Origin of the sequence: Planococcus sp. SSTMD024 (assembly GCF_041320495.1) — a bacterium.
Taxonomy (GTDB): domain Bacteria; phylum Bacillota; class Bacilli; order Bacillales_A; family Planococcaceae; genus Planococcus.
On the sequence record NZ_JBGGNS010000022.1, the window covers coordinates 402,632 to 422,825 of the forward strand.

Sequence of the window (20,194 nt, forward strand, 5' to 3'; positions counted from 1 at the left end):
TGGTACATGCTAGCGGAATCTCAAAGCGTCTGCTCTTTTTTCTTACTATGATGATGGTATCAACGAAAAGGAGTGGCGCAAATGAATGCAATTTCCGTACAGAATATCCGAAAAGCATTTGGCGGCAATGTGGCTTTGAAAGATGTATCCTTCGAAATTCCGAAGGGAGAGATTTTCGGCTTTCTGGGGCCGAGCGGTTCGGGGAAGACCACCTTATTGAAGATTTTGACGGCCCAATTGGAAGCGACGGGCGGGCATGCTGCCGTGATGGAGATGCCGTCTGGAATGATGCAAAAAACAGCGCAGAAACGGCGTTTTGGCATCTTGACCGACAATAGCGGCTTGTATGAACGGTTATCCATTGAAGAAAACTTGGATGTGTTCCGGCGCTTATATGGTCTGCCGAAATCGTCCATTGATCAAGTGCTTCATTTCGTCAATTTGAACGCCGACCGCAAAAAGCGCGTCAATGTGCTGTCGAAAGGGATGCGCCAGCGCGTCACCTTGGCGTGCGCCATCATCCACGAACCGGAACTGCTGTTTTTGGATGAGCCCACGTCTGCACTTGACCCGGTCAATACCGCGCATATCCATAAAGGCTTGCGCTATTTAAATGAACGGGGAACGACGATCTTTTTGACGACGCATGATATGACTGAAGCAGAAACGCTGTGTGAACGCGTGGCGATTTTGCATAAAGGGGAGATTCGTGCGATCGGGGCGCCTGAAGAATTGAAAAAGGTGCACCGCGACGGCACGCTGACGGTGGAATTGACGTCGGGAGAAAAAGAGCGCTTGTCGATGAACGAAGATTCGGCAGCGGCGATCGCCGGGTGGATGAGCCGCGGGCAAATCGACCGCATATACACGAATGAGCTGAGCCTGGGCGATATTTTCATTAAACTGACGGGGAGTGAATTGGTATGAACGTGTCATTAAAGCGTATCCAAGCCATTTTCATCAAAGATTATAAAGAGTTCTCGAGAAACTATGCGGTATCGATCATGATTGTGTTTCCAATCGTCTTTGCACTGCTGTACCGGACGGAAGCCGGCGATCAGGCGGCGATATACGCATTCATCATGAACTTTTCGCTGGCAATGCTCACCAGTTTCGTCCAGGCGTGTTTGATCGCAGAGGAGAAGGAGCGCAATACGCTGCGGTCGCTCATGATGACCCCGGCCTCGATGCTTGACGTATTGATCGGAAAAAGCGCGCTCGTTTTCTTGATTTCAGCGGCTGTACTGGCGTTCAGCACATACCTATTCGGTTACGAAACGTCGAACGTGATGTTGCTGACGGCGGCGCTCGGGATCTCCATCTTGCTTTATACGGCGATCGGGACGATTTGCGGCTTGTATTCGAAGACTTTGCTGGAAGCCTCGCTATCGGTTTTTCCAGTGCTGATCATCTTCACGGCCGGGCCATTTGCGTTGGCGTTTGAAGAACAGTATCCGTTTTTGGAAGTGCTGCGCTATTTGCCGAGCAGCCAATTGAGCGAGTTGCTTGTGGCGATGGAAGTCGGGGCGGCTGCCGGGGAAGTCGCGAGACCGCTTGTCATCATCTCGGTATGGACAGTGGTCTTGACCATTGTTTCGTTTATTCTCTACAAAAAACGTTTGATGGACCAATAAAAAAATCCGGCTGAACCGAAAAGTTCAGCCGGATTTTTTATGGTCGTTTTAAAGAAGTTTGTTGGATGTGATCAGTTTTTTAAAAACTCCGCAATCCGATCCACCAAACCGTCTGCGAGCGGCAATTCCGGGTCGGCGTATGCCGCCATATTCGCTTCTTGGTCATCCGGAACGGGTTTCAGCACGTGGTTCATGCCGTCGACAATTAACAGTTCGGAACCGGATTTCGCTTCGTGAAGCAGTTCAGCGTCCTGCGCCGGCACTTGCAAATCGCGCGTGCCGCCGACAAATAAGGCCTCTGCGTCGAGTTTTTCGACTTGATCAATCGGGTCATACGCCATCCACGACTGCAGGTACGGCTGAACGGATGGCCGGAAGATTTGCTGCAGTTCCGGGCTCACGTCGTCCACTGTTTCGCCCTGTGCGAGTTGTTCGAGAATCGCTTGTGCTTCTTCGAATTGGGCGGCGGGCAAGGTGCTGAGCTGTTCTGTCAGTATCTCATCCGCTGGGCGACCGACGCCGGTCAGCGATACATAGGAGTCGATGCCTTCTTGATTGGCGGCGACGAGCCCGACGAGTGCGCCTTCGCTGTGGCCGATAACCGCGACATCCGTAAAGCGCGCGTCATCTTTCGCGAAGCGGACCCAGGCAGCGGCATCTTGTGCATAATCGTCAAAGCGCAGCTCGGCCTCATTTTTTCCGAGTGCGGCATTGTCACCGACGCCCCGCTTGTCGTAGCGGATCACGGCGATGCCCTCGGCTTTTAATTCTTCAGCGAGCATCTTCAAGCTATTGTTTTTGCCGGGGAGCGTCAGCGAGTTGCCGTCTTTATCGGTCGGTCCGGACCCGGCAATCAAAATCGCGACCGGATGCGGCCCCTCCGTATCAGGGATTTCTTCGAGCGCTTGCATCATGCCGCCCTCGACTTCCGTTTCGATGATTTTCTCGGGATCGGCGGCTTGTTCTTTCTCGCCGCGCTCGAGGTCAAACGGGAACTTTTGGTTTTGCTGCGTCATCTCGCCGGTGATTTTTTCCGAATCCAGTTGGCCTTCGAACACCAAACGCTCGCCTTGCAAGGTAGCGTCAAAAGCCACTTCCGGGTCATCGAACTTGATGGTCGACAAGGGATAGTTTTCGACGCCTTGCAGCGGAATGCTCAAGGTGCCTTCGCCTTCAGTAAACTCAATCGAAAACGGAATCGGCTGTCCTGGGACTTCAATCGCGCCTTGCCAAAATCCGTCGATTTTCGAAGCCGTTTCGCTTTCTGCTGTGTCTTCGTTGTCATCGCCGGAACATCCGGCAGCAAGCAGGATTCCTGCAAGCGCCAATGCGGCGGCTGTCCATTTTTTCATCTGTTGGCCTCCTAATGCTGTCACTTTCTTCTATAACTAGTTCAGCAGAAGAGCGGTCTTCTCCTTCCTTTTTCAGCCGAATGGATGATTTCCACACCGTCATGCAAGCCGTTATACTGAAAAGGATTGGGAAAACGCAAGGCGAAAGGACGGAGAACATGGAACAATACCGCATCAATCCGAACAACGGCCTCGAGTTCGGCATCTATACACTCGGCGATCATCTGCCGGACCCGCATACAGGAAAACGGCAAACGGAAGGGGAGCGGATCCGCGAGATCATCCGCTTCGCGCAGCTTGCTGAACAGGCAGGCGTCGACTTTTTCAGCGTCGGCGAAAGCCATCAGGAATATTTCGCCACACAGGCGCATTCGGTCGTCCTATCGGCGATTGCACAGGCAACTGAAAAAATCAAAATCTCAAGTTCTTCAACAATCATCTCCACCTCCGACCCGGTGCGCGTCTTCGAGGATTTCGCGACGATCGATTTGATCTCGGAAGGGCGCGCGGAAATCATCGCCGGGCGGGCGTCGCGTGTCGGGCTGTTCGATTTGCTCGGCTACGACATCCGTTACTACGAGGAATTGTATGAAGAGAAATTCAAGCTATTGCTTGAGATCAACGAGCAGGAAACCGTCAATTGGAACGGCCGCTTCCGCGCGTCGCTAAAAGACGCGCAGATCTTGCCGCGCCCGGAACACGGCCGGCTGCCGATTTGGCGTGCGGTCGGCGGGCATCCGTCAAGCGCTGTCAAGGCGGGGCAGGCCGGTGTGCCGATGATGCTCGCCACGCTCGGCGGCCCGGCCGACACCTTCAAAATGACGATCGATGCTTACCGCAATGCCGCAGCCTCCGCAGGACATGATGCTTCTCAATTGCCGGTCGCCACCGCTGGGTTCTTCAACGCCGCCGAAACGACGCAGCAGGCGCTTGCAGAATATTATCCACATGTGGATAAAGGGATGGTCAAAACGAACGGCCGCGGTTATCCACAGGAAGCGTTCCAGCACGGCGCGGCGAAAGAGAGCGTCATGAACATCGGCAGCCCCCAGCAAATCATCGAGAAGATTCTGTACCAGCATGAACTTTACGGCCATCAGCGCTACATCGCGCAAATGGATTTCGGCGGTGTGCCGATGGAGCGCCTGGAGCGCAATCTGGAATTGTTGGCGGCAGAAATCTTGCCGGCCGTGCGCAAGTACACGCGCAAAAATTGACTTGAACACAAAGAAGGCGCGCAGCCGTGTAAGCTGCGCGCCTTTTTTTATTCGAGTAGTTTAGCCGTGCTGCGGCTTGATTTGCTGAGAAACGCATCGAGGCTTCCGGGCGGCAATGGGCGGCTGAACAGATAGCCTTGCCCGACGATGCCGAAGGGCTGCAGTAATTTCGCCTGTTCGTCGAGTTCGATGCCTTCGATGACGATGCGGGCATTCAGGTTTTTCCCGACTTCAATGATCGCGGCAAGGATGAATAAGTTGCGCCGGTTGATGAGCACTTCATCGATCAGCGATTTGTCGATTTTCAGCGTATCGATTTCGACGTTTTTCACGACGTTCAGCGAAGAATAGCCGGCACCGAAATCGTCGATGGCAATGCGCAGCCCGAGCGCTTTCAACTCACGGATGATGCGTGCGGATTGTTCGATATCGAGCATGACGCTTTCCGTGATTTCAATCTCGAAACACCGCGGATCGACTTGTTCTTCTTCGAAGATGGAGCGCACTTTTTCACTGAAGTCCGGATCCTTGAATTGCCGTGCCGAGACATTGACGGAAATGTTTTCCGCGACGTGGCCGAGCGCACAGAACTCCTTGGCGTCGCGGCAAGCCTGGCGGAGCGCCCATTCGCCGATCGGCACGATCAAGCCGGTTTCCTCTGCGATCGGAATGAATTCCGACGGCGGCACATTGCCATACGGCGATTGCCAGCGCAAAAGCGCTTCGTAACCGATTACTTCGCCGCTCGCCAAATGGATTTGTGGCTGGTAATGAAGCGCGAATTGCCGTTCATCGAGCGCTTTTTTCAGCGCCTGTTCCATTTGGCTTTTGCGCGTCATTTGGCTGTCCAGTTCAGAGGTAAACACTTGAACATTGTTTTTGCCGTTTTCTTTTGCGGAATACATCGCAAAATCGGCCTCTTTGATCAGTTCTTCGCCGTCGCTTTCACAGCCCGTCTGGACGGCGATGCCGATGCTTAAGGTCACCGAGAATTCCTGGCCGAGCAATTGCACCGGTTCGCGCATCACCTGGAGAATCGTTTGGGCCAGTGCATGGGCCTCGTCTTCGGTCGTATTTTCCGACACGATGATGAATTCGTCCCCGCCGAAACGGGAGATTGCATCATCCGGACCGAGGCAGGAATGGATGCGGTTGGCGACGATTTTCAGGAATTGGTCGCCGCCGAAATGCCCGAGCAAGTCGTTGACGCTTTTGAAATCATCGAAATCGACGAGCAAGACGGCGATTTTTTGCTGGCGCTCTTCCGTTCTGGAAAGCACTTCCCGGATGTTCTGGTAAAACCAGTGGCGGTTCGGCAGTCCCGTCAGCTGGTCGGTGAAAGCCAGGTTATTGATTTTCTGTTCGGTCACTTTTTTCTCGGTAATGTCACGGACAATGGCGAAGACGCCGTCGATTTCACCGTTCCGGCGTTTCGGGACGGCGTTGATGTCGACTTCGATGAGGTTGCCATCTTTCCGTATGATGCGCTGTTCGAAATTGACCGCCTCGCCCGAGAGCGTTGAAGCGAAAAAGCCTTGCACGCGTTCGAGGTTTTCGGCGATAAGCGGCGTGAAATCAAGGCCGATCAATTCCTCGCGTGTGTAGTCGCTTACTTCTTCCGTCATCGCGTTGGCGTTGACGAAACGCCCTTCGCTATCCATTTCAAAGACGGCGTCGAGGTTGTAATCAAATAGCGAGCGGTATTTTTCCTCGCTTTCCGCAAGCATGGCGAGTGCGCGTTTCTCCGCGGAGATGTCTTTGGCGATGCCATAGACTCCCGTCACGGCGCCATCGGTCAGAATCGGCATATTGGTGATGCGCAAGGCGACTTGATGGCCTGCTTTGTGAATGGCGGCCGTCTCGTAGTTCTGGGTCATGCCCTCGAGCGCCAGGCGGAATTTTACTTCGGTTGCGTCCAATTGACAGCTTTCGACAATCGTATGGAACGTCTTTTCCGTCAGTTCTTCACGGGTATAACCGAGCAAGCGGACAAGAGCGTGGTTGACGTCATTCAGGCGGCCGGAAGCATCCATGGAAAAGATGCCGTCGGGATTGTTCTGGAACAACGATTCGTAGCGCTGCCGGTTCAACTCGAGTTCACGGGCGATTTTCTTCTGCTCGGTGATGTCGCGGATCAACAGCTGGACAGCGGAATTGCCCTCGAATTCAATGCTCATGCCCGTCAGCTCGACTTCATGCACGGAACCTTTCGGCGTGATCCACAATTGTTCGGCGGGTGGGGTGCTGAGGCCGCGGTTCATTGAGTCAATACGCGCTTTGGCCGTGTCATGATAGTCGGGGTGGACGTAATTGAGCACATTGGTCCCGATCAATTGCCCGGCGTCCGATTCACCGAACATGCGCAAGCAGGCATTGTTGACGTACAGAAGCTTGCCGCCGCTATGGATGGCGATGGCTTCCGGCGACATTTCTGCAAGCCTGCGGAAACGCCGTTCGCTTTCGCGAATCTTCCGTAAGTAGCGCTGTTCATTGCTCAGCTGCTTGCGGTCGAGATAAGCCAAATAACCGGCAATGGCGAGCAACAGCAGAATCAGTGCCGATACGACAAACGCCAGGCCCATATTGGTGAAAGATGCCGGCCCTGAGGCGGCTGTTGGGTAACTGGTTGCCTGCATGCCGGTGTAATGAACCGCAGAGATCATCCCTCCGAGAACTACGGCGCTTGTGAGTTTTCTGCCGGGTGAATCGGGGCGCTTGCGGTTGCGGGAGAAAACGCGCAAAGCGGCAATTGAGAAAACGAACGCAATTGCTACGGATAATGCAAACGGCGCCACGTTGAATTGGGCAGTGCCGGGGACTTGGGCGGCGGCATTGCCGATGAAATGCATGAACAAGACACCGAAGCCGATGGAAAATCCACTCAAGTATAAATGGCTGGCAGGGGGGCTAGAGGTGCGCAGCACATAAAAAGCTGGGAACGCGGCACCAATTGCCCCGAAGAGCGAAATGCCCAGCAGAATCGGATCGTATTGCACAGGGGCTGCTGAATGGTGGGTCAAGATGCCGATGAAATGCATGGAAAAGATGCCAGTGCCGAATACGATCGAGCTGCCGCCGACCCACCATAGCGGATGGTTCCGGCTCCGGTCGGCGATACGGCCGATCAACAGGAGGGCGATATAGGAAGCGGCGATGGCCGTCAAGACGGAAAATGCCATGAAGACGAGGCGCGCAAATTCGAGGGGCATGGGGAACAATCCTTTCGTGATCATGTTATGGGGACTATTATATCTCAGGGAAGCAGTTTGAAAGTACAGAAAAAATACCCATATAGCCTATATTTAAAAGAAATTTATGGCAATACTAAACGAAAAATAAAATACTGCCCGGACGCTTTCTCGTACTGAAAATCAGCTGCCGCGGCGATCTCTCATATAATCGATGGCATTGGTGATTTCCTTGACGACTTCCATTTTCGTCCCGGTTCCTTGGATACGCCGGCACCAGATAAAAGCTGAGACGGGGGTGGCGGGAGGATGTTCGATGACAAGGATGTCGTAGGGCGGGCCTTCCGCTCCTTGTGTCGGGACAAAATAAGCCGAATACAGCGTCGTTTCGACGACTGGGCGGCGAACTGGATACTCTTCGCCGAGCGTATCGGGGTTTACTTCTTTGATGCGCGACAGGTCCGGCTGATTTATTGTAGACATTTAACAACACCTGGCTTTCCGTATGATTTTGAATAGGTCTTTGTCCATACCCGAAACCGGGATAATATAAGCGAAGCACTGCGGGTTTCCGTTTTTTATTCGAACAGAGCTATTGCTGGATCTTTGCCAAGGCTATGAATAGTCATTGAGTGCAATTGGCCGCGGTGATGGGTGAGGTGGACGAGCGTTTCGAGCAGCCATTCGAAGCGGCTGTAACTGACGCCCCAATAGGCGGTGTGGATTTTTTGAAGCTGGCTTTCATCTAATGGAAGGTAACTGTTTTTGAGCAGTTCGAAGCTGTGTGCCAATTCGACAAGCGCTTGTTCTTTGGAAATGGGTGTCTTGGAACTGTAAAATGCACTCATTTCAGCTTGGGATGCCCCGTTTGCAATGCGCAGGTCGGCCACGCAGATCAGCGCGATATGGCCGATGAGTTCGCCGACCGAAAATTTTCCGGCAGTCGGCCGCACCTCCCAATCGCTTTCTTCTATAGAAGAGATCAATTCGCTGGTGGATATGACGATCAGTTCCAGTTGATGAAGTACTTGCTTACAGTAAGCTTGCATAGTTGTCGCCCCTGTCCGTTCATTTTCATCTAGCATAGCATTGATGGCTTCGGGGAAATCAATGGATTCCGGCAATTAAAAAAGTTTTTTGAAAAAAGTGATCTAAACTGATCTTCCTTCCGTTGAGCTAGTAGAACACTAAAAACAACTGAGGAGTGATGGATGATGAAAATGAACAAATTAATGGTGGCACTTCCACTAAGCTTATCCCTACTAGTACCGACAGCAGCACTTGCAGACAGCCACGGAGGAGGGCACGGTGAATCCACCCAGCAGATGGAAGCGCCGACAGCAACGAAAGCAGCGGAACTTCGCATCGCACTTGATACGGTATTGACCGAGCACGCATTCCTTGCAGTCGAAGCGATGCAAAAAGGAATCGACGGAGCGGAAGATTTTGACCAGGCATCTGGCGCGTTATTGGCAAACGCGGAAGATTTGAAAGCAGCAGTTGCTTCCGTTTACGGTGAAGAAGGCGGCGAACAATTCGACGCCATCTGGCAGTCGCATATCGGCTATTTCGTTGATTACGTAACAGCTACTGCAGAAGGCAACGAAGAAGGCCGTGAAAAAGCTTTGGCCGACTTGGACGAGTACAAAACCGAGCAAGCGAAATTCTTTGATACTGCGACAGAAGGGCGCTTGACGGAAGCCGCTGTCACAGAAGGCTTGGATGCGCACGTTGATCAATTGATCACAGCGTTCGATGCTTATGCGGAAGGCGATTTTGAAACAGCTTACGCTTCAGAACGCGAATCAATCCACCATATGAGCATGTTCGCGGAAACTTTGTCGATCGCCATCACGGACCAGTTCCCTGAAGAGTTCGATAACACAAACCCGGACACGCCGGCAGTTGACCTGCGTGCAGGCTTGAACATGACGTTCACAGAACATGCAGGGCTTGCGGCAATGGCCATGCAAGACGGTGTTGACGGGGCAGAAAGCTTCGACCAGGCAGCAGCGGCGCTCCTCGCGAACGCAGATGACCTTTCTGCAGCCGTCGGTTCTGTTTATGGCGAAGAAGCCGGACAGCAGTTCTCTGAAATCTGGGGCTCTCACATCGGCTACTTCGTTGATTACGTAACGGCCACTGCAGAAGAAAATACAGAAGGCCAAGAACAAGCGAAAGCGGATCTTGACGAGTACATCGTCGAGCAAGCAGCACTTCTGGACGCAGCAACAGAAGGCCGCGTACCGGCTGATGCACTGGAAGAAGGCTTGACGGCTCACGTCGATCAATTGCTGATGGCATTCGACAGCTATGTAGCTGGGGATTACGAGGCAGCTTACGCTTCGATCCGTGAAGCTTACGCGCATATGACGATGCCGGCTGCTGGCTTGTCCGCAGCGATCACTGACCAGTTCCCTGAAGAATTCGGTGAAGCAGCAATGCCATCTGAAATGCCTTCAACAGGAATGGGCGGCATGAGCGCCAACTCAACAGCTCCTTACCTGTACGTATTGGCTGGACTATTGCTTGCAGCATTGATCACGACAGTCGCTGTACGCACAAGAAAACAATAATAGCGAGATGATTTTGTAGAGCCGGAGAGGGTTGAACCTCTCCGGTTTTTTTGCCGTGAAAAATAGAGCGGAAAACCTTTTGGATTCTCTTTCACGTAACTTACTGGGAAAAGTTTGGGAGCTTCTTTTGCTGGCTATAGTAGGGGAAATGGGCAGCACACGGCTGAATAAGTGGATGCCGATAATAATGGGAATAGATAGGAGTCTGTTTATGAAGTTTTCGGGAAGCGCGATGATCATTCTGGCCGCGATTTTTTGGGGCATCACTGGTGGACTGGCGGATATATTGTTGAACAAAGGCTGGGATCCACTGGTTATTTCCTTCTATCGCGGCGCTGTCGGGTTGGTTTGTTTTATTGGGTGGTTTCTTTTAAGCAGAACAGAGAAAAGAGATTTTTCACCTCGTTTAATTTTGTGGTCAATTGTAGCGGGCATTGGGGTAGCTGGTAATTTTACCTTTTATTTTTTGAGCATCGAGTCGACCAGTGTCCCAATTGCAGCGACCTTGATGTATACCGCGCCATTGTTTGTGCTGCTTATTTCCTTTTTGTTCCGATTGGAAAAATCGACTTGGTTCAAATGGGGATGCATCTTCAGTGTTCTTGGCGGCATCGTGCTATTGACTGAAGCCTATGATACAGGATCTTCCGCGGTCAATCTCGTTGGTGTCCTTACCGGTCTCGGAGCGGGTCTCTCCTATGCGCTATTCATTTTCGGGTTCAAAAATGCCTCTGAAAACGGGAAGCCGCAAATGGTGTTGACCCTTGCTTTTGTCGCTTTTTGTATCGCATTGGTTTTTTTCGTAGATGTCCAAGAAGCGGCTTCTGTGTTTAGTTCTAGCGATGTGGGCTGGTTCATTGCGATAGGGATTGTGGGTGCTGGCCTATCTTTTGCGCTCTATACGATCGGCATCGAACGGACCGCGCCCTCTACTGCTTCCATCATTGCGATGGTAGAACCGGTGACCGCTTCGTTATTTGGTCTCGTTTTGCTCGGCGACGAGCTGGCTATTGTGCAAATAATCGGCATGGTTATTATTCTGCTGACGGTTACGACGCTGAGCTTTAAGAAAGGGAGTTGAAGGTTAAGGGAAGATTGCGAGAGATTGGGTGTGGAATCGTGTTGATCTCCCATGTTCTTCAATTTACTAGCCGCCGCCGTGCTTTGGGGTGGCAGCTGAGAGAGTTCATTGATTCGTGTGCGTTTAATCAGATCTGCTTTCATATGCAGTTGCCGGCTAGCGGGGGAATCGCTTCCTGAGTTGAGTGAATGTGAGGATAGCGAGGGTTTTTGAGTGGACGTGTTCCGAGCTTCTAACTACTTTTCATATCAGTAGTCGCCGCCTGGCTTTGGGTTGGCCTCTTGCCGCAAGCCAGGAAGAGCGCCTGTCTTACGGCATCGGCTCACCCTTTTACGCTCGACGGCTGAGAGATTTCATTGAAAGAGGTGTGATTAGTTGGTTCTGCTCCTGTAACTAGTTGTCGGCTAACGGGGGAATCGCTACCGGAGATGGTGCATCTGACAAGCCGCTGATTGAGCAGGTTAAATTTTTGGGCTTGTTTGGTGGATTGAGACATGTGACACTTCATTCTTCGGCTTGTTTGAAAAAGCTATTGAATAAGATACATTTCCATATTTCATTTTAAACGAGCTGAAGAAACGATCTTACACTCTAAGACTAGAGACGGAGTGGAAGGGGGCTGACGCCTGTGGGATCGCGCGGGCTGGCGAGACAAACGTGCCGCGCTCTTTGGCACGTTGGCTCAACACCCGCCCCACGGCAAGCAGCCCCCTGCAACGCAGTCGAAAAGCGGAAGCTTTTCAGATCTCTTCTTTCTAACTAATGGTTCTTGTCACATCAGCTGCATGACTCGCATCCTGCGAGCACCAGGCAGCCCCCTGCAACGCAGTCGAAAAGCGGAAGCTTTCCAATCACTTCTTTTTCATTTCACAACTTCTGTCTTACATAAAAAATCCCCTGTCCGGCGTTGCCGGACAGGGGATTCGCTATTCTTCAGGAATATAGGCTTTTTCGGATTCTTTCAAGTCGACGTTGACGGCCACGACGTAATAGCGCTTCGATTCGTCGGCTTCAAGCGGGATGCTTTTGCGTTCGAATAGCGAGACTGTCGCCAGCTGTTCGGATTCGCCGCTCTCGAGGTCTTCTTCGTAGACGCGGTAGCCGATGACTGCATCGTCGCGTACGGCATGCCATGACAAGGCAGAGGCCGTAAGTTTCAAATTGTCCGGCGCATCGGGTGCCTGTTCTTTCATCGCGGAATCGGAGATGAGTTCAGCCGAGACGACGAGGCGTTCTTCATGTGAGCCGATGTCGCGGTTAAAGTCGCCGGTACAGGTGATCAAGTTGACCATGCGCTGGTCCGAGCGGCCGAAGATTTCTTCGACTGGCGCTTCGTCTGTGATGTAACTCGAAGTGCCGCGGACTTCGAACGCCATTTCGCGCCCGTCTGCATCCGTCAGCGTGAATTGATCGCCTTTTTCCAGCTGGTCCAATTCATAGAAGACCGCGGGGCCGGTGAGGCTGTCGACGTGTCCTGCCAGTACGGCATTTCCTTCTGCGCCGGCTTTAAAGCCTGGTTCAAACCAGCCGACTTGGTCGACGTCTTCTGGCACGCCCATCTCGCCGTTATCCAAGACGCCGGTTTCTTCAATTGCCGCGTCGACGCCTATGGAAGGAATCGCAATGCGTGCGGGCTTCATGCCTTGAAGGTTGTCCAGCCGCTCTTGGCGCAGTTCAGACAGTTTTTCCTGCTGTGCCGGGCGCACCGGGAATTCGGCGATCTTGTCCTTGTATTGCGTATCGAGCCGCTCGCTCGGCGTTTTCTGTTCGGATGGTTTGGCCGCAGTCTGCGCCGTATCTGTCTGTTTGGTTTCGGGTTTTTCCGGGTTATTTCCATTCAGTGGATCTAAAATGAAAAATAAGGTGATGCAAAGCGCTGTGGCCAACCCCATGATTAAATATTGTCTCATCTGCACATCCACCTTTCGTGGTCCGATAATTGATTGCTTCATTCATAAGTAATGGCATGCATGCGGATAAAAAAGCTTGAGTTGCTGCTGAATTCTTAAAGCATAGATTCGATTATTGTAGTTCATATATAGTAATAACGAAAAAATTAGTAATTTAGATCACTTGAAAGGGAATTTTTTTGGGGAAAATGAAGAATCGGCAAGTTGCCCTTTTTTAGACACAATTAGAGGCAAGAAGGGAAGATATAGTAAAGTAAAAGTGAACTATATCCGTCTATGCTGCGTTGGGTAAGTAATAACGAATTAGAGTCAAACAACCTAAATGCCGCGGATTATAGTAAGCTAGGTATACGAAATCTGTAACAAAGGGGAAACGGCATGGAAAAAATTTCAGACGCATTGTTATACGAGCGCGTCAGGGGTAAAGATAAGGCCGCGCTCGAGGAATTGTACGACCGCTACGAAAAAATGCTATTTTCCTATTTATGCAAAATGACGGGAGACCGTGATTTGGCAGAGGAAGCATTGCAGGAAGTATTCGTCAAAGTGTGGCGCGGAGTCGGCAGCTATGACGAAAGCAAAGGAAAGTTCGTTGCCTGGCTGGTGACGATGTCGCGCAATGCGGCTGTGGATTTAATCCGCAAACAGAAAAAACCTTCCGTTCCGTTGGATGAGATCGCGGAAGTGGAAAGCACCGACTCTTCGGTGGAAGAAACGGCCGAATGGCAAGAGAAGAGCGAACAGATCCATCAAGCCGTCCGGCATTTATCGGAGGAACAGCAAAAAATGGTCCATCTATTTTATTTCAAGGGCTACACGCATGAAACCATCGCAGAAAAATGCGGCATTCCGCTCGGTACCGTAAAGAGCAGGATCCGCTTGGCATTAAAGAAATTAAAGACATCCTTGCAAATGGTGCAGGAAGGGGGAGTTCTGGATGACAAACGCGAATTGTGATCAATTGATCGATTATTTGAATGGCACGTTGAATGAAGAAGAGCAAAAGCAGTTTGAAGCACATTTAGCGGAGTGTCCGGAATGTCGCGAGATTGTGGATGCGACAGGGGAACTCCCTTATCTTGCAGATCCGGCAGCGCCGAATCCCGGCATGAAGGCGCGGATTTTGGATGCGGTCTTCGACGAGGAAGAACAGCCAGCGCCTTTGGCAGAAGAGCCGATAAAACGCGATAAACCGGCGCCTCCTGCCGCCATGGCAAAGCGCGGATTCAGAACATCAAAGTGGACACCGCTCGTCGCGGCGGCACTGCTCGTCTCGCTGCTCGGAAACGCCTACGCGTTTTACGAGCTAAGCGATCAGCCCGACGCTCCAGCAGCACCTGAAGTCGCTTTTGAAACAGTGGATTTACAGGCTAGCGAAGCATTTGAAGGAACAGGAACAGCTGCCTTGGTCCATGAAGAAGGGGCATTGAATCTCTTGGTTCAGGCAAATCAGCTGGAACCGACGAGCGGAGACCAAGTCTATCAAGTCTGGCTGCTGAAAGATGGGCAGCCGATTCCGACAGGGGCCTTCACGCCGAGCCAGGAAAACGAAGGGGCAGTGTTCTTCAGCCTGGAAGAGGATACGGAAGGCTGGGACACCATCGCAGTCACGCTGGAGCCGAACCGTGGAAACACGGCACCACAGGGCGAAATCGTCCTTAGCGCGGCGATCGATCCGGAGGCATAACAGATTTTTCAAGCATCAAAGCGTCTTTGAGCGGCACTTATACAAGTGCCGCTCTTTTATTATGAGGAAGTTAAGGAAAAACCCTAACCTATGGTAGGTGTTTGGGTGGATGTCGTGCAGAATTTATTAAACCCTTAGCACTGTTCTTTTCAACTCCCGCCATGAAGCGTTTTTTAAGCGTTTGAAAGGGGTATTTAAATACAAAACTCTGCACTTTTTTAAGAAGGAGGCGAGCACTGTGGGGGCAAAGCATTCGAATCAGGGAAAAGTTGTGGTCATTACAGGAGCATCAAGCGGGATCGGCCGTGGGCTGGCGGAACGTTTGGCCAGTGAACAAGCGAAATTGGTCATTGCTGCCCGCAGGACGCGGCTGATTGAGGAGCTCGCGGACTCGCTTGGGCCAATGGTTATTCCGGTGACGGCCGATGTCAGCAGGGTGAAGGACGTGGAAAGTTTGCACAGGGCTGCGGTGAATAATTTCGGGCGCATCGATGTGTGGATCAACAACGCAGGAATCGGTGTCTACGGCCCATTTATCGATACGCCGCTGCGCGATTTGAACCGGACGGTGGAAGTGAATCTGCTTGGCACCATTTATGGCAGCCATTTTGCGCTGCGCCGCTTCAAAGAGCAGCAGCAAGGCATCTTGATCAATGTCTCCTCATTTGCGAGCAAGATCCCGATGCCTTACGGTGCTGCCTATACCGGCAGCAAATTCGGCGTCAGCGGATTATCGAACGGCTTGTACGAAGAACTGCGGCTGGAAAATTATCCGGATATCCACATCTGTTCAGTCGATCCTTGGGTCACCGACACTCCGTGGACAGAGCATGCGGCCAATTATTCAGGACATGAAATCCTGGTCGGGCCGCCGGATGATCCGGCCAAAGTGATCGATGCCATTCTCGGTTTGATCGAGGAACCGAAAAAGACTTTGGAAGTCGGCAGCAAGGGTAAAGCGGCCGCCATGTTGGGGCAGTTTATCCCGGCATTTGCAAAAGGGCTCAGCGGCCAGGAACTCAAAGAGATGATCGAATCGGCACCGGCAGCGGAACTGACTTCCGGCAGCTTGCACGAGCCGGTTGAAGAAGGGCATGCAGTTACAGGGGATTTGCGGGAACGCTTTGAACAACAAGAAGAACAATGAAGAAAGGGGGAGGCGGCATGGCACAGGAAACATCACGGCGCGGCAAAACGATCGTCATCACCGGCGCCTCCAGCGGACTCGGCAAAGAAGTGGCCCGCCAATTATCCAAGGAGGGCGCCAATCTGGTGCTGGCGGCGCGGCGCACTGGCTTGATCGAAGCGCTTGCGAGCGAACTCGGCCCGAACGCCATTGCAGTTACGATGGACGTCAGCCGGGAAGCGGATGTCGCGTGGCTGTTCGAAGAAGCGTTGACCAGTTTCGGCAAAATCGATGTCTGGATCAATAATGCGGGCGTCGGTGTAATCGGCCCGTTTACGGAAATACCGCTTGAAGACCTTGCGCGCATGGTGGAAGTGAACGTCAAAGGCACAGTCAACGGCAGCCATTTTGCGCTTCGTCATTTCAAGGAAATCGGCAGCGGCATTTTGATCAATATCGGATCGGTGGCGAGCGATGTTGCATTTCCTTATTTCACCGGCTACAGCGCGAGCAAGCACGCCGTCCTCGGTTTCAGTTCGGCACTCAATGAAGAGATGAAGCTCGAGGGGTATCACGACATCCATGTCTGTTCCGTGCTTCCGTGGGCGACCGACACGCCGTGGTTCGAACACGCCGGAAACTACTCGGGCCATGTGGTCGACATGAAGCCGATGGACGACCCGATGCAGGCGGTCAAGGTCATCATCGATTTGATCGATGAACCGAAGGAAGTCGTCGAAGTCGGGCGGAAGATGAAGACCGTGCGCCTGCTGACGCGGATCGCGCCGAAGATGCTCGAGAAGCGCTCGGCAAAATTCATCAAGATGAATTTAGAGAAAACACCGCCTGAAGCGCCGCATAGCGGAACGCTCCATGAACCTGAAAAGGCGGCGGCAGAATCCGAAGGCGAAAACCCGAAAGCTTAAGCGGCATCTGCTTAGGCTTTTTTTATGGGCCGGCAGCCGGTTTCCCTCCTTCCAGTCATTTACAAGTAAAGAAGAGTGTGATTAGATGGAAATAAAAGGGGGAATAATTCATGATGTATACAGAAAAAGGGAAACGAGGCGGGCTGCTGCATGAATGAGCCAACTGCGTATGCTCAATTGAATCCATTTACAGCCATCTGGACGCGCCCGCGCGAGACGGTACGCTACGTCATCGAAGAAAAAACCACCAGCTTTATCGTCTTGCTGTTGGTATTGGTCGGATTTGCAGGCGCGCTTTCCGGAGCTTCCGGCGGCGAAGAGATGTTTCCGGCCGTAGGGGTGATTCTCGGTGCCTTGCTGCTCGGGCCGCTTTCTGCAGTGGTCGGAATCGCCATCATCTCCGGCATTTATAAGTTATTGGGCAAATTGTTCGGGGGTGTCGGGACGTATACGGAAATGTTCCGTGCGGTCGTCACATCGAGCATTCCGCAAATTTGGCTATTGCCAATGTGGCTGATCTGGCTGCTCACATCGCCTTCAACTTTCTATACGGAAGTCGAACCGGGTGCGGCAGAACCTGACACGGGGCTCGGCTTGGTAATCGGCTTGTTGCTGTTGGCTGTCGTGATTATCGTCGGCATCTGGACTTTCGTGATCCAGTGCAAAGCCGTGGGAGAAGCGCAGCGATTTTCAGCGTGGAAAGGGTTTTTCGTAATCGTGATCCCGTCCGTGCTGCTCGCGGTTGTCATCATTACGCTATTGACGATGTTCCTGTTTGCTGCATTTTAAACATTAATATTAACTAGCCAAAAGAGCAGGCGCACAGAAGCGCCGGCTCTTTTTTGCTTTGCGGGACCCATTGAAGAAAGGCTTTGGATTTTCAAAAAAACTAAAGCAAATGGCTTATCGAGCTGTTCATTGTTAAAGAAGAGTGAAAAAAGCTAGGTACAGGAACACGAGAGATAATGTGACAATTTGTTTATCTTTTGTAATATTTAGAAAATTTTGCCGTATCCTATTGTGCCGCTGCTCCATGCCCTCTATACTTTATTCGACAAGCGAACTAAACCTTGGAGGGATTCTATTGAAAATTCATAAACCGTTTTTGAATGTTGCTTTGGCTTCTGCTCTCGTCTTCTCATTTGCACCGACTAGCATGGCGCATGATGCGCTGGATGGCAGTGATTTGTCAAAAGGGGAGCGTGCCGTTTTTTCCAATGAAGAAATGTTGAATTTGAGCGACGCCAGCATGTCAGGATCGAAAAATGTCTCGAATTTGACCGAGTCGGCTGCTGTGCAGATCAAGGAATTGGCAGGTATCCAAAATAACACGGCCGACGTCTATGCACATAAAGGGTTTGCGTATCTCGGAACACACACGGCAAATGGCGGCAACGGCGGAGTCCGTGTCTTCGACTTGAAAGATCCGTCCAATCCGAAAGAAGTGTCGGTGTTCGGCCATGACGACGTAGCCGGCACTTGGCAGGAGAAAGTCATCGTCAAAAGCGTGAACACCGCTGATTTCAAAGGCGATCTGGCAGTGGTCAGCGTGCAGCAAAGAGACCGCCATGCGGATACGGCGGGAGGTTTCCTGCTGTATGACGTGACAGATCCGCACGCGCCGAAAAAGTTAGGCTATTGGGAAACCTATGCGGATACACGCGGCACGCATGAATTGTATTTGACGATGCAAGGCGACCGTGCCCTGGTCTTTGCTTCGAATCCATATGCTGATATCTACAGCGGCGGCGAAGAACACGATTTCCAAATCGTCGATGTTTCCGATCCGGCGAATCCGGAAACGCTGTGGCAGTTCGACCCGCGCAGCCTTCCGGAAGTGCCTGACTCGTTCAACGGCTATAACTGGAACGCGCCGGACGGCAAAACACGCGCTGTCTTCAACCACAGTGTCATCACTGACCATAACGCGCAATATGCTTACGTCTCGATGTGGGACCTCGGCACTGTGATTTTCGATATCCGGGATCCGGAGACCCCGGTGTATATCGGCCGTACTGATTATTCTTCAGAACAGCAAGGAGCCGCTCATTCCGCCGCTCTTGCGAAAGGCGGAAATGTCTTGATCGAAACGCGCGAAGTATCGACGCCGGTAAGGGCAGGTTATGAAGAATCCTATGGCTATACGCGCATCTTCGATATCAAAGACAAATCGAATCCGAAACTGCTGAGCGAGTTCAAAACGGATTTGACGGAAAAAGTGGAAGATGGCCCGACATTCGCCAATACCGTACATGATCCGAAAGTTCACGGCAATACGCTGTACTTGAGCCATTATGCAGGCGGCGTCTACATGGTGGACATCACGGACCCGAGCAATCCTGAGCAGATCGGCCAATATGTGCCGGAGCAGGCGGATGTATGGGGCGTGTTCGTCGACCGCAACTATGTGCTTGCATCCGATATGGGGCAAGGATTGAAAGTGCTGCAAAAAGGAAAAGGCGACAAGCCGAACCCTGCCAAGCATTAACCCATTGAAAAAAGGCGATTCCGGAAATGGAATCGCCTTTTTGTGTTTAGGGCTTTTCGTAGCGTTGGACATTATTTTCATCGATGTCGACCGTCTCACGCTGCACTGTTTCGCTGATATGCTTCGTTTCCTGTACTTTGCGTTTATGGACGATGATTTCCTCGCTGACGTATTTCACTTTGCGCACTTCCAGGCGTTCTTCGATGACGGGAATGTGCCAGAGGCCATCTTTTTCATAAGTTTCGGCGGAGTGGCCGCTCGCTTCATATTCCGACAATGCCTGATTGACAGGGCGGCGTTCAACTTCGACTTCTTCCCGTTCATACGGAACATCAAGTGTCTGCTGTTCTTCGACCGTGTTCTTATGGATGTCGACGCTTCCGGATTCGACCCATTCCTTATCGACCGCCAGGCGCTCTTCGTGAAGTTTCATCTTCTGTTCATCGCTTAAATCGGGTGTCTCAGATGTATGGCGATTTTCCTGTGTAGGTCCGGTATCACCAGACAGCTCTGCGGCGGCCGCGTCGAAGTTCTCGTAATTCATGCCGTATTCGCTGTCGACATACAACACGAGCTTGCCACTTTGGATTTGTTTATAATACTCAGCCGCTTCCGAATCGGAGAGGCCCATTTGTTTGAGTGCATCTTTAGTCGGGTCTTCCCCGGAAATGAACGATTTGAACTTGTCCATGAAATCGCCTTTATCGGTGTTCAGGTGGACATCCGTCTGCCCTTGCACCATCTGCAGCTGTTGGCCGTTCAAAGCGACGACGTACATATCCTCTTCTTTATAGCCTTGCGCTTTTAATTCACCGATTTCATGAATCACTTCCGCCTGCACATCGAATGTGCCGATCAATTTATGGCCGTGTTTTTGCATAATAGCATCCTCCTGTAAGGTCAATGTTTTGCCGTGTCTGCGTTATGGCTTATGTACCCGGAAAGCCGGGAGTCATAAACCTTAGGCAGGGTTTGGCGGGATCGAATGAAAGTGAAGGAGAAAAACTTT

General features: G+C 51.8%; 17 protein-coding genes. 11 read left to right on the plus strand and 6 right to left on the minus strand.

Annotated elements, in window-relative coordinates:
- Positions 1 to 81: 81 nt before the first annotated feature.
- Entirely contained in the window at positions 82 to 927 is an 846-nt protein-coding gene (locus AB9R92_RS10850) for an ABC transporter ATP-binding protein (RefSeq protein ID WP_370669464.1), read from the plus strand.
- Complete coding sequence (locus AB9R92_RS10855; protein ID WP_370669465.1) at positions 924 to 1,634, plus strand: ABC transporter permease; 711 nt, start codon at positions 924 to 926, stop codon at positions 1,632 to 1,634. Before AB9R92_RS10850 ends, AB9R92_RS10855 begins: the two co-directional genes overlap by 4 nt.
- 71 nt (positions 1,635 to 1,705) lie before the next feature.
- On the opposite strand, the gene AB9R92_RS10860 is transcribed toward AB9R92_RS10855, so the two are convergent.
- On the minus strand, positions 1,706 to 2,986 hold the full coding sequence (locus AB9R92_RS10860) for an alpha/beta hydrolase (RefSeq protein ID WP_370669466.1): 1,281 nt from the start codon (positions 2,984 to 2,986) through the stop codon (positions 1,706 to 1,708).
- 158 nt (positions 2,987 to 3,144) lie between these two features.
- On the opposite strand from AB9R92_RS10860, the gene AB9R92_RS10865 reads away from it, so the two are divergent.
- A complete protein-coding gene (locus AB9R92_RS10865) occupies positions 3,145 to 4,203 on the plus strand; it encodes an LLM class flavin-dependent oxidoreductase (RefSeq protein ID WP_370669467.1) in 1,059 nt (352 codons plus the stop codon).
- A gap of 47 nt (positions 4,204 to 4,250) precedes the next feature.
- Here the strand turns inward: AB9R92_RS10865 and AB9R92_RS10870 are convergent, their stop codons facing one another.
- From AB9R92_RS10870 to AB9R92_RS10880, 3 genes are all read right to left on the minus strand, one after another.
- Positions 4,251 to 7,412 (minus strand): bifunctional diguanylate cyclase/phosphodiesterase, encoded by a 3,162-nt coding sequence (locus tag AB9R92_RS10870; RefSeq protein WP_370669468.1) that lies wholly within the window; start codon positions 7,410 to 7,412, stop codon positions 4,251 to 4,253.
- A gap of 162 nt (positions 7,413 to 7,574) precedes the next feature.
- Positions 7,575 to 7,874 carry a hypothetical protein gene (locus tag AB9R92_RS10875; protein WP_370669469.1) on the minus strand — a complete coding sequence of 100 codons (300 nt, stop codon included), beginning with the start codon at positions 7,872 to 7,874 and terminating at the stop codon, positions 7,575 to 7,577.
- Positions 7,875 to 7,969: 95 nt separating this feature from the next.
- A complete protein-coding gene (locus AB9R92_RS10880; protein ID WP_370669470.1) occupies positions 7,970 to 8,440 on the minus strand; it encodes a DinB family protein in 471 nt (156 codons plus the stop codon).
- Positions 8,441 to 8,605: 165 nt separating this feature from the next.
- On the opposite strand from AB9R92_RS10880, the gene AB9R92_RS10885 reads away from it, so the two are divergent.
- Together AB9R92_RS10885 and AB9R92_RS10890 are read left to right on the plus strand one after the other, a co-directional pair.
- Entirely contained in the window at positions 8,606 to 9,967 is a 1,362-nt protein-coding gene (locus tag AB9R92_RS10885; RefSeq protein WP_370670097.1) for a copper amine oxidase, read from the plus strand.
- A gap of 211 nt (positions 9,968 to 10,178) precedes the next feature.
- Positions 10,179 to 11,048 (plus strand): DMT family transporter, encoded by an 870-nt coding sequence (locus tag AB9R92_RS10890; protein ID WP_370669471.1) that lies wholly within the window; start codon positions 10,179 to 10,181, stop codon positions 11,046 to 11,048.
- Positions 11,049 to 11,974: 926 nt separating this feature from the next.
- Here the strand turns inward: AB9R92_RS10890 and AB9R92_RS10895 are convergent.
- Complete coding sequence (locus tag AB9R92_RS10895) at positions 11,975 to 12,958, minus strand: class F sortase (RefSeq protein WP_370669472.1); 984 nt, start codon at positions 12,956 to 12,958, stop codon at positions 11,975 to 11,977.
- 378 nt (positions 12,959 to 13,336) lie between these two features.
- On the opposite strand from AB9R92_RS10895, the gene AB9R92_RS10900 reads away from it, so the two are divergent.
- The 6 genes from AB9R92_RS10900 (at position 13,337) to AB9R92_RS10925 (ending at position 19,185) form a co-directional block, all read left to right on the plus strand.
- The gene (locus tag AB9R92_RS10900) at positions 13,337 to 13,915 is read left to right on the plus strand and encodes an RNA polymerase sigma factor (protein ID WP_058382661.1); all 579 of its coding nucleotides are present in this window, start codon (positions 13,337 to 13,339) and stop codon (positions 13,913 to 13,915) included.
- Positions 13,896 to 14,645 (plus strand): anti-sigma factor, encoded by a 750-nt coding sequence (locus AB9R92_RS10905; protein ID WP_370669473.1) that lies wholly within the window; start codon positions 13,896 to 13,898, stop codon positions 14,643 to 14,645. Before AB9R92_RS10900 ends, AB9R92_RS10905 begins: the two co-directional genes overlap by 20 nt.
- 238 nt (positions 14,646 to 14,883) lie before the next feature.
- A complete protein-coding gene (locus tag AB9R92_RS10910; protein WP_370669474.1) occupies positions 14,884 to 15,792 on the plus strand; it encodes an SDR family NAD(P)-dependent oxidoreductase in 909 nt (302 codons plus the stop codon).
- Between the two features lie 17 nt (positions 15,793 to 15,809).
- Positions 15,810 to 16,697 carry an SDR family NAD(P)-dependent oxidoreductase gene (locus AB9R92_RS10915; RefSeq protein WP_370669475.1) on the plus strand — a complete coding sequence of 296 codons (888 nt, stop codon included), beginning with the start codon at positions 15,810 to 15,812 and terminating at the stop codon, positions 16,695 to 16,697.
- Positions 16,698 to 16,847: 150 nt separating this feature from the next.
- Positions 16,848 to 17,486 carry a Yip1 family protein gene (locus tag AB9R92_RS10920; RefSeq protein ID WP_370669476.1) on the plus strand — a complete coding sequence of 213 codons (639 nt, stop codon included), beginning with the start codon at positions 16,848 to 16,850 and terminating at the stop codon, positions 17,484 to 17,486.
- A 295-nt stretch (positions 17,487 to 17,781) separates the two neighbouring features.
- Entirely contained in the window at positions 17,782 to 19,185 is a 1,404-nt protein-coding gene (locus AB9R92_RS10925; protein WP_370669477.1) for an LVIVD repeat-containing protein, read from the plus strand.
- A gap of 46 nt (positions 19,186 to 19,231) precedes the next feature.
- On the opposite strand, the gene AB9R92_RS10930 is transcribed toward AB9R92_RS10925, so the two are convergent.
- A complete protein-coding gene (locus AB9R92_RS10930; protein ID WP_370669478.1) occupies positions 19,232 to 20,065 on the minus strand; it encodes a DUF2382 domain-containing protein in 834 nt (277 codons plus the stop codon).
- Positions 20,066 to 20,194: the final 129 nt, after the last annotated feature.

What these genes read in the sequence shown, in the direction of transcription:
- AB9R92_RS10920 (WP_370669476.1), top strand. Translation starts at nt 16,848, where the DNA reads ATGAATGAGCCAACTGCGTATGCTCAATTGAATCCATTTACAGCCATC.
- AB9R92_RS10915 (WP_370669475.1), top strand. Translation starts at nt 15,810, where the DNA reads ATGGCACAGGAAACATCACGGCGCGGCAAAACGATCGTCATCACCGGC.
- AB9R92_RS10885 (WP_370670097.1), top strand. Translation starts at nt 8,606, where the DNA reads ATGAAAATGAACAAATTAATGGTGGCACTTCCACTAAGCTTATCCCTA.
- AB9R92_RS10865 (WP_370669467.1), top strand. Translation starts at nt 3,145, where the DNA reads ATGGAACAATACCGCATCAATCCGAACAACGGCCTCGAGTTCGGCATC.
- AB9R92_RS10905 (WP_370669473.1), top strand. Translation starts at nt 13,896, where the DNA reads ATGACAAACGCGAATTGTGATCAATTGATCGATTATTTGAATGGCACG.
- AB9R92_RS10870 (WP_370669468.1), bottom strand. Translation starts at nt 7,412, where the DNA reads ATGCCCCTCGAATTTGCGCGCCTCGTCTTCATGGCATTTTCCGTCTTG.
- AB9R92_RS10855 (WP_370669465.1), top strand. Translation starts at nt 924, where the DNA reads ATGAACGTGTCATTAAAGCGTATCCAAGCCATTTTCATCAAAGATTAT.
- AB9R92_RS10875 (WP_370669469.1), bottom strand. Translation starts at nt 7,874, where the DNA reads ATGTCTACAATAAATCAGCCGGACCTGTCGCGCATCAAAGAAGTAAAC.
- AB9R92_RS10860 (WP_370669466.1), bottom strand. Translation starts at nt 2,986, where the DNA reads ATGAAAAAATGGACAGCCGCCGCATTGGCGCTTGCAGGAATCCTGCTT.
- AB9R92_RS10880 (WP_370669470.1), bottom strand. Translation starts at nt 8,440, where the DNA reads ATGCAAGCTTACTGTAAGCAAGTACTTCATCAACTGGAACTGATCGTC.
- AB9R92_RS10930 (WP_370669478.1), bottom strand. Translation starts at nt 20,065, where the DNA reads ATGCAAAAACACGGCCATAAATTGATCGGCACATTCGATGTGCAGGCG.
- AB9R92_RS10900 (WP_058382661.1), top strand. Translation starts at nt 13,337, where the DNA reads ATGGAAAAAATTTCAGACGCATTGTTATACGAGCGCGTCAGGGGTAAA.
- AB9R92_RS10850 (WP_370669464.1), top strand. Translation starts at nt 82, where the DNA reads ATGAATGCAATTTCCGTACAGAATATCCGAAAAGCATTTGGCGGCAAT.
- AB9R92_RS10890 (WP_370669471.1), top strand. Translation starts at nt 10,179, where the DNA reads ATGAAGTTTTCGGGAAGCGCGATGATCATTCTGGCCGCGATTTTTTGG.
- AB9R92_RS10895 (WP_370669472.1), bottom strand. Translation starts at nt 12,958, where the DNA reads ATGAGACAATATTTAATCATGGGGTTGGCCACAGCGCTTTGCATCACC.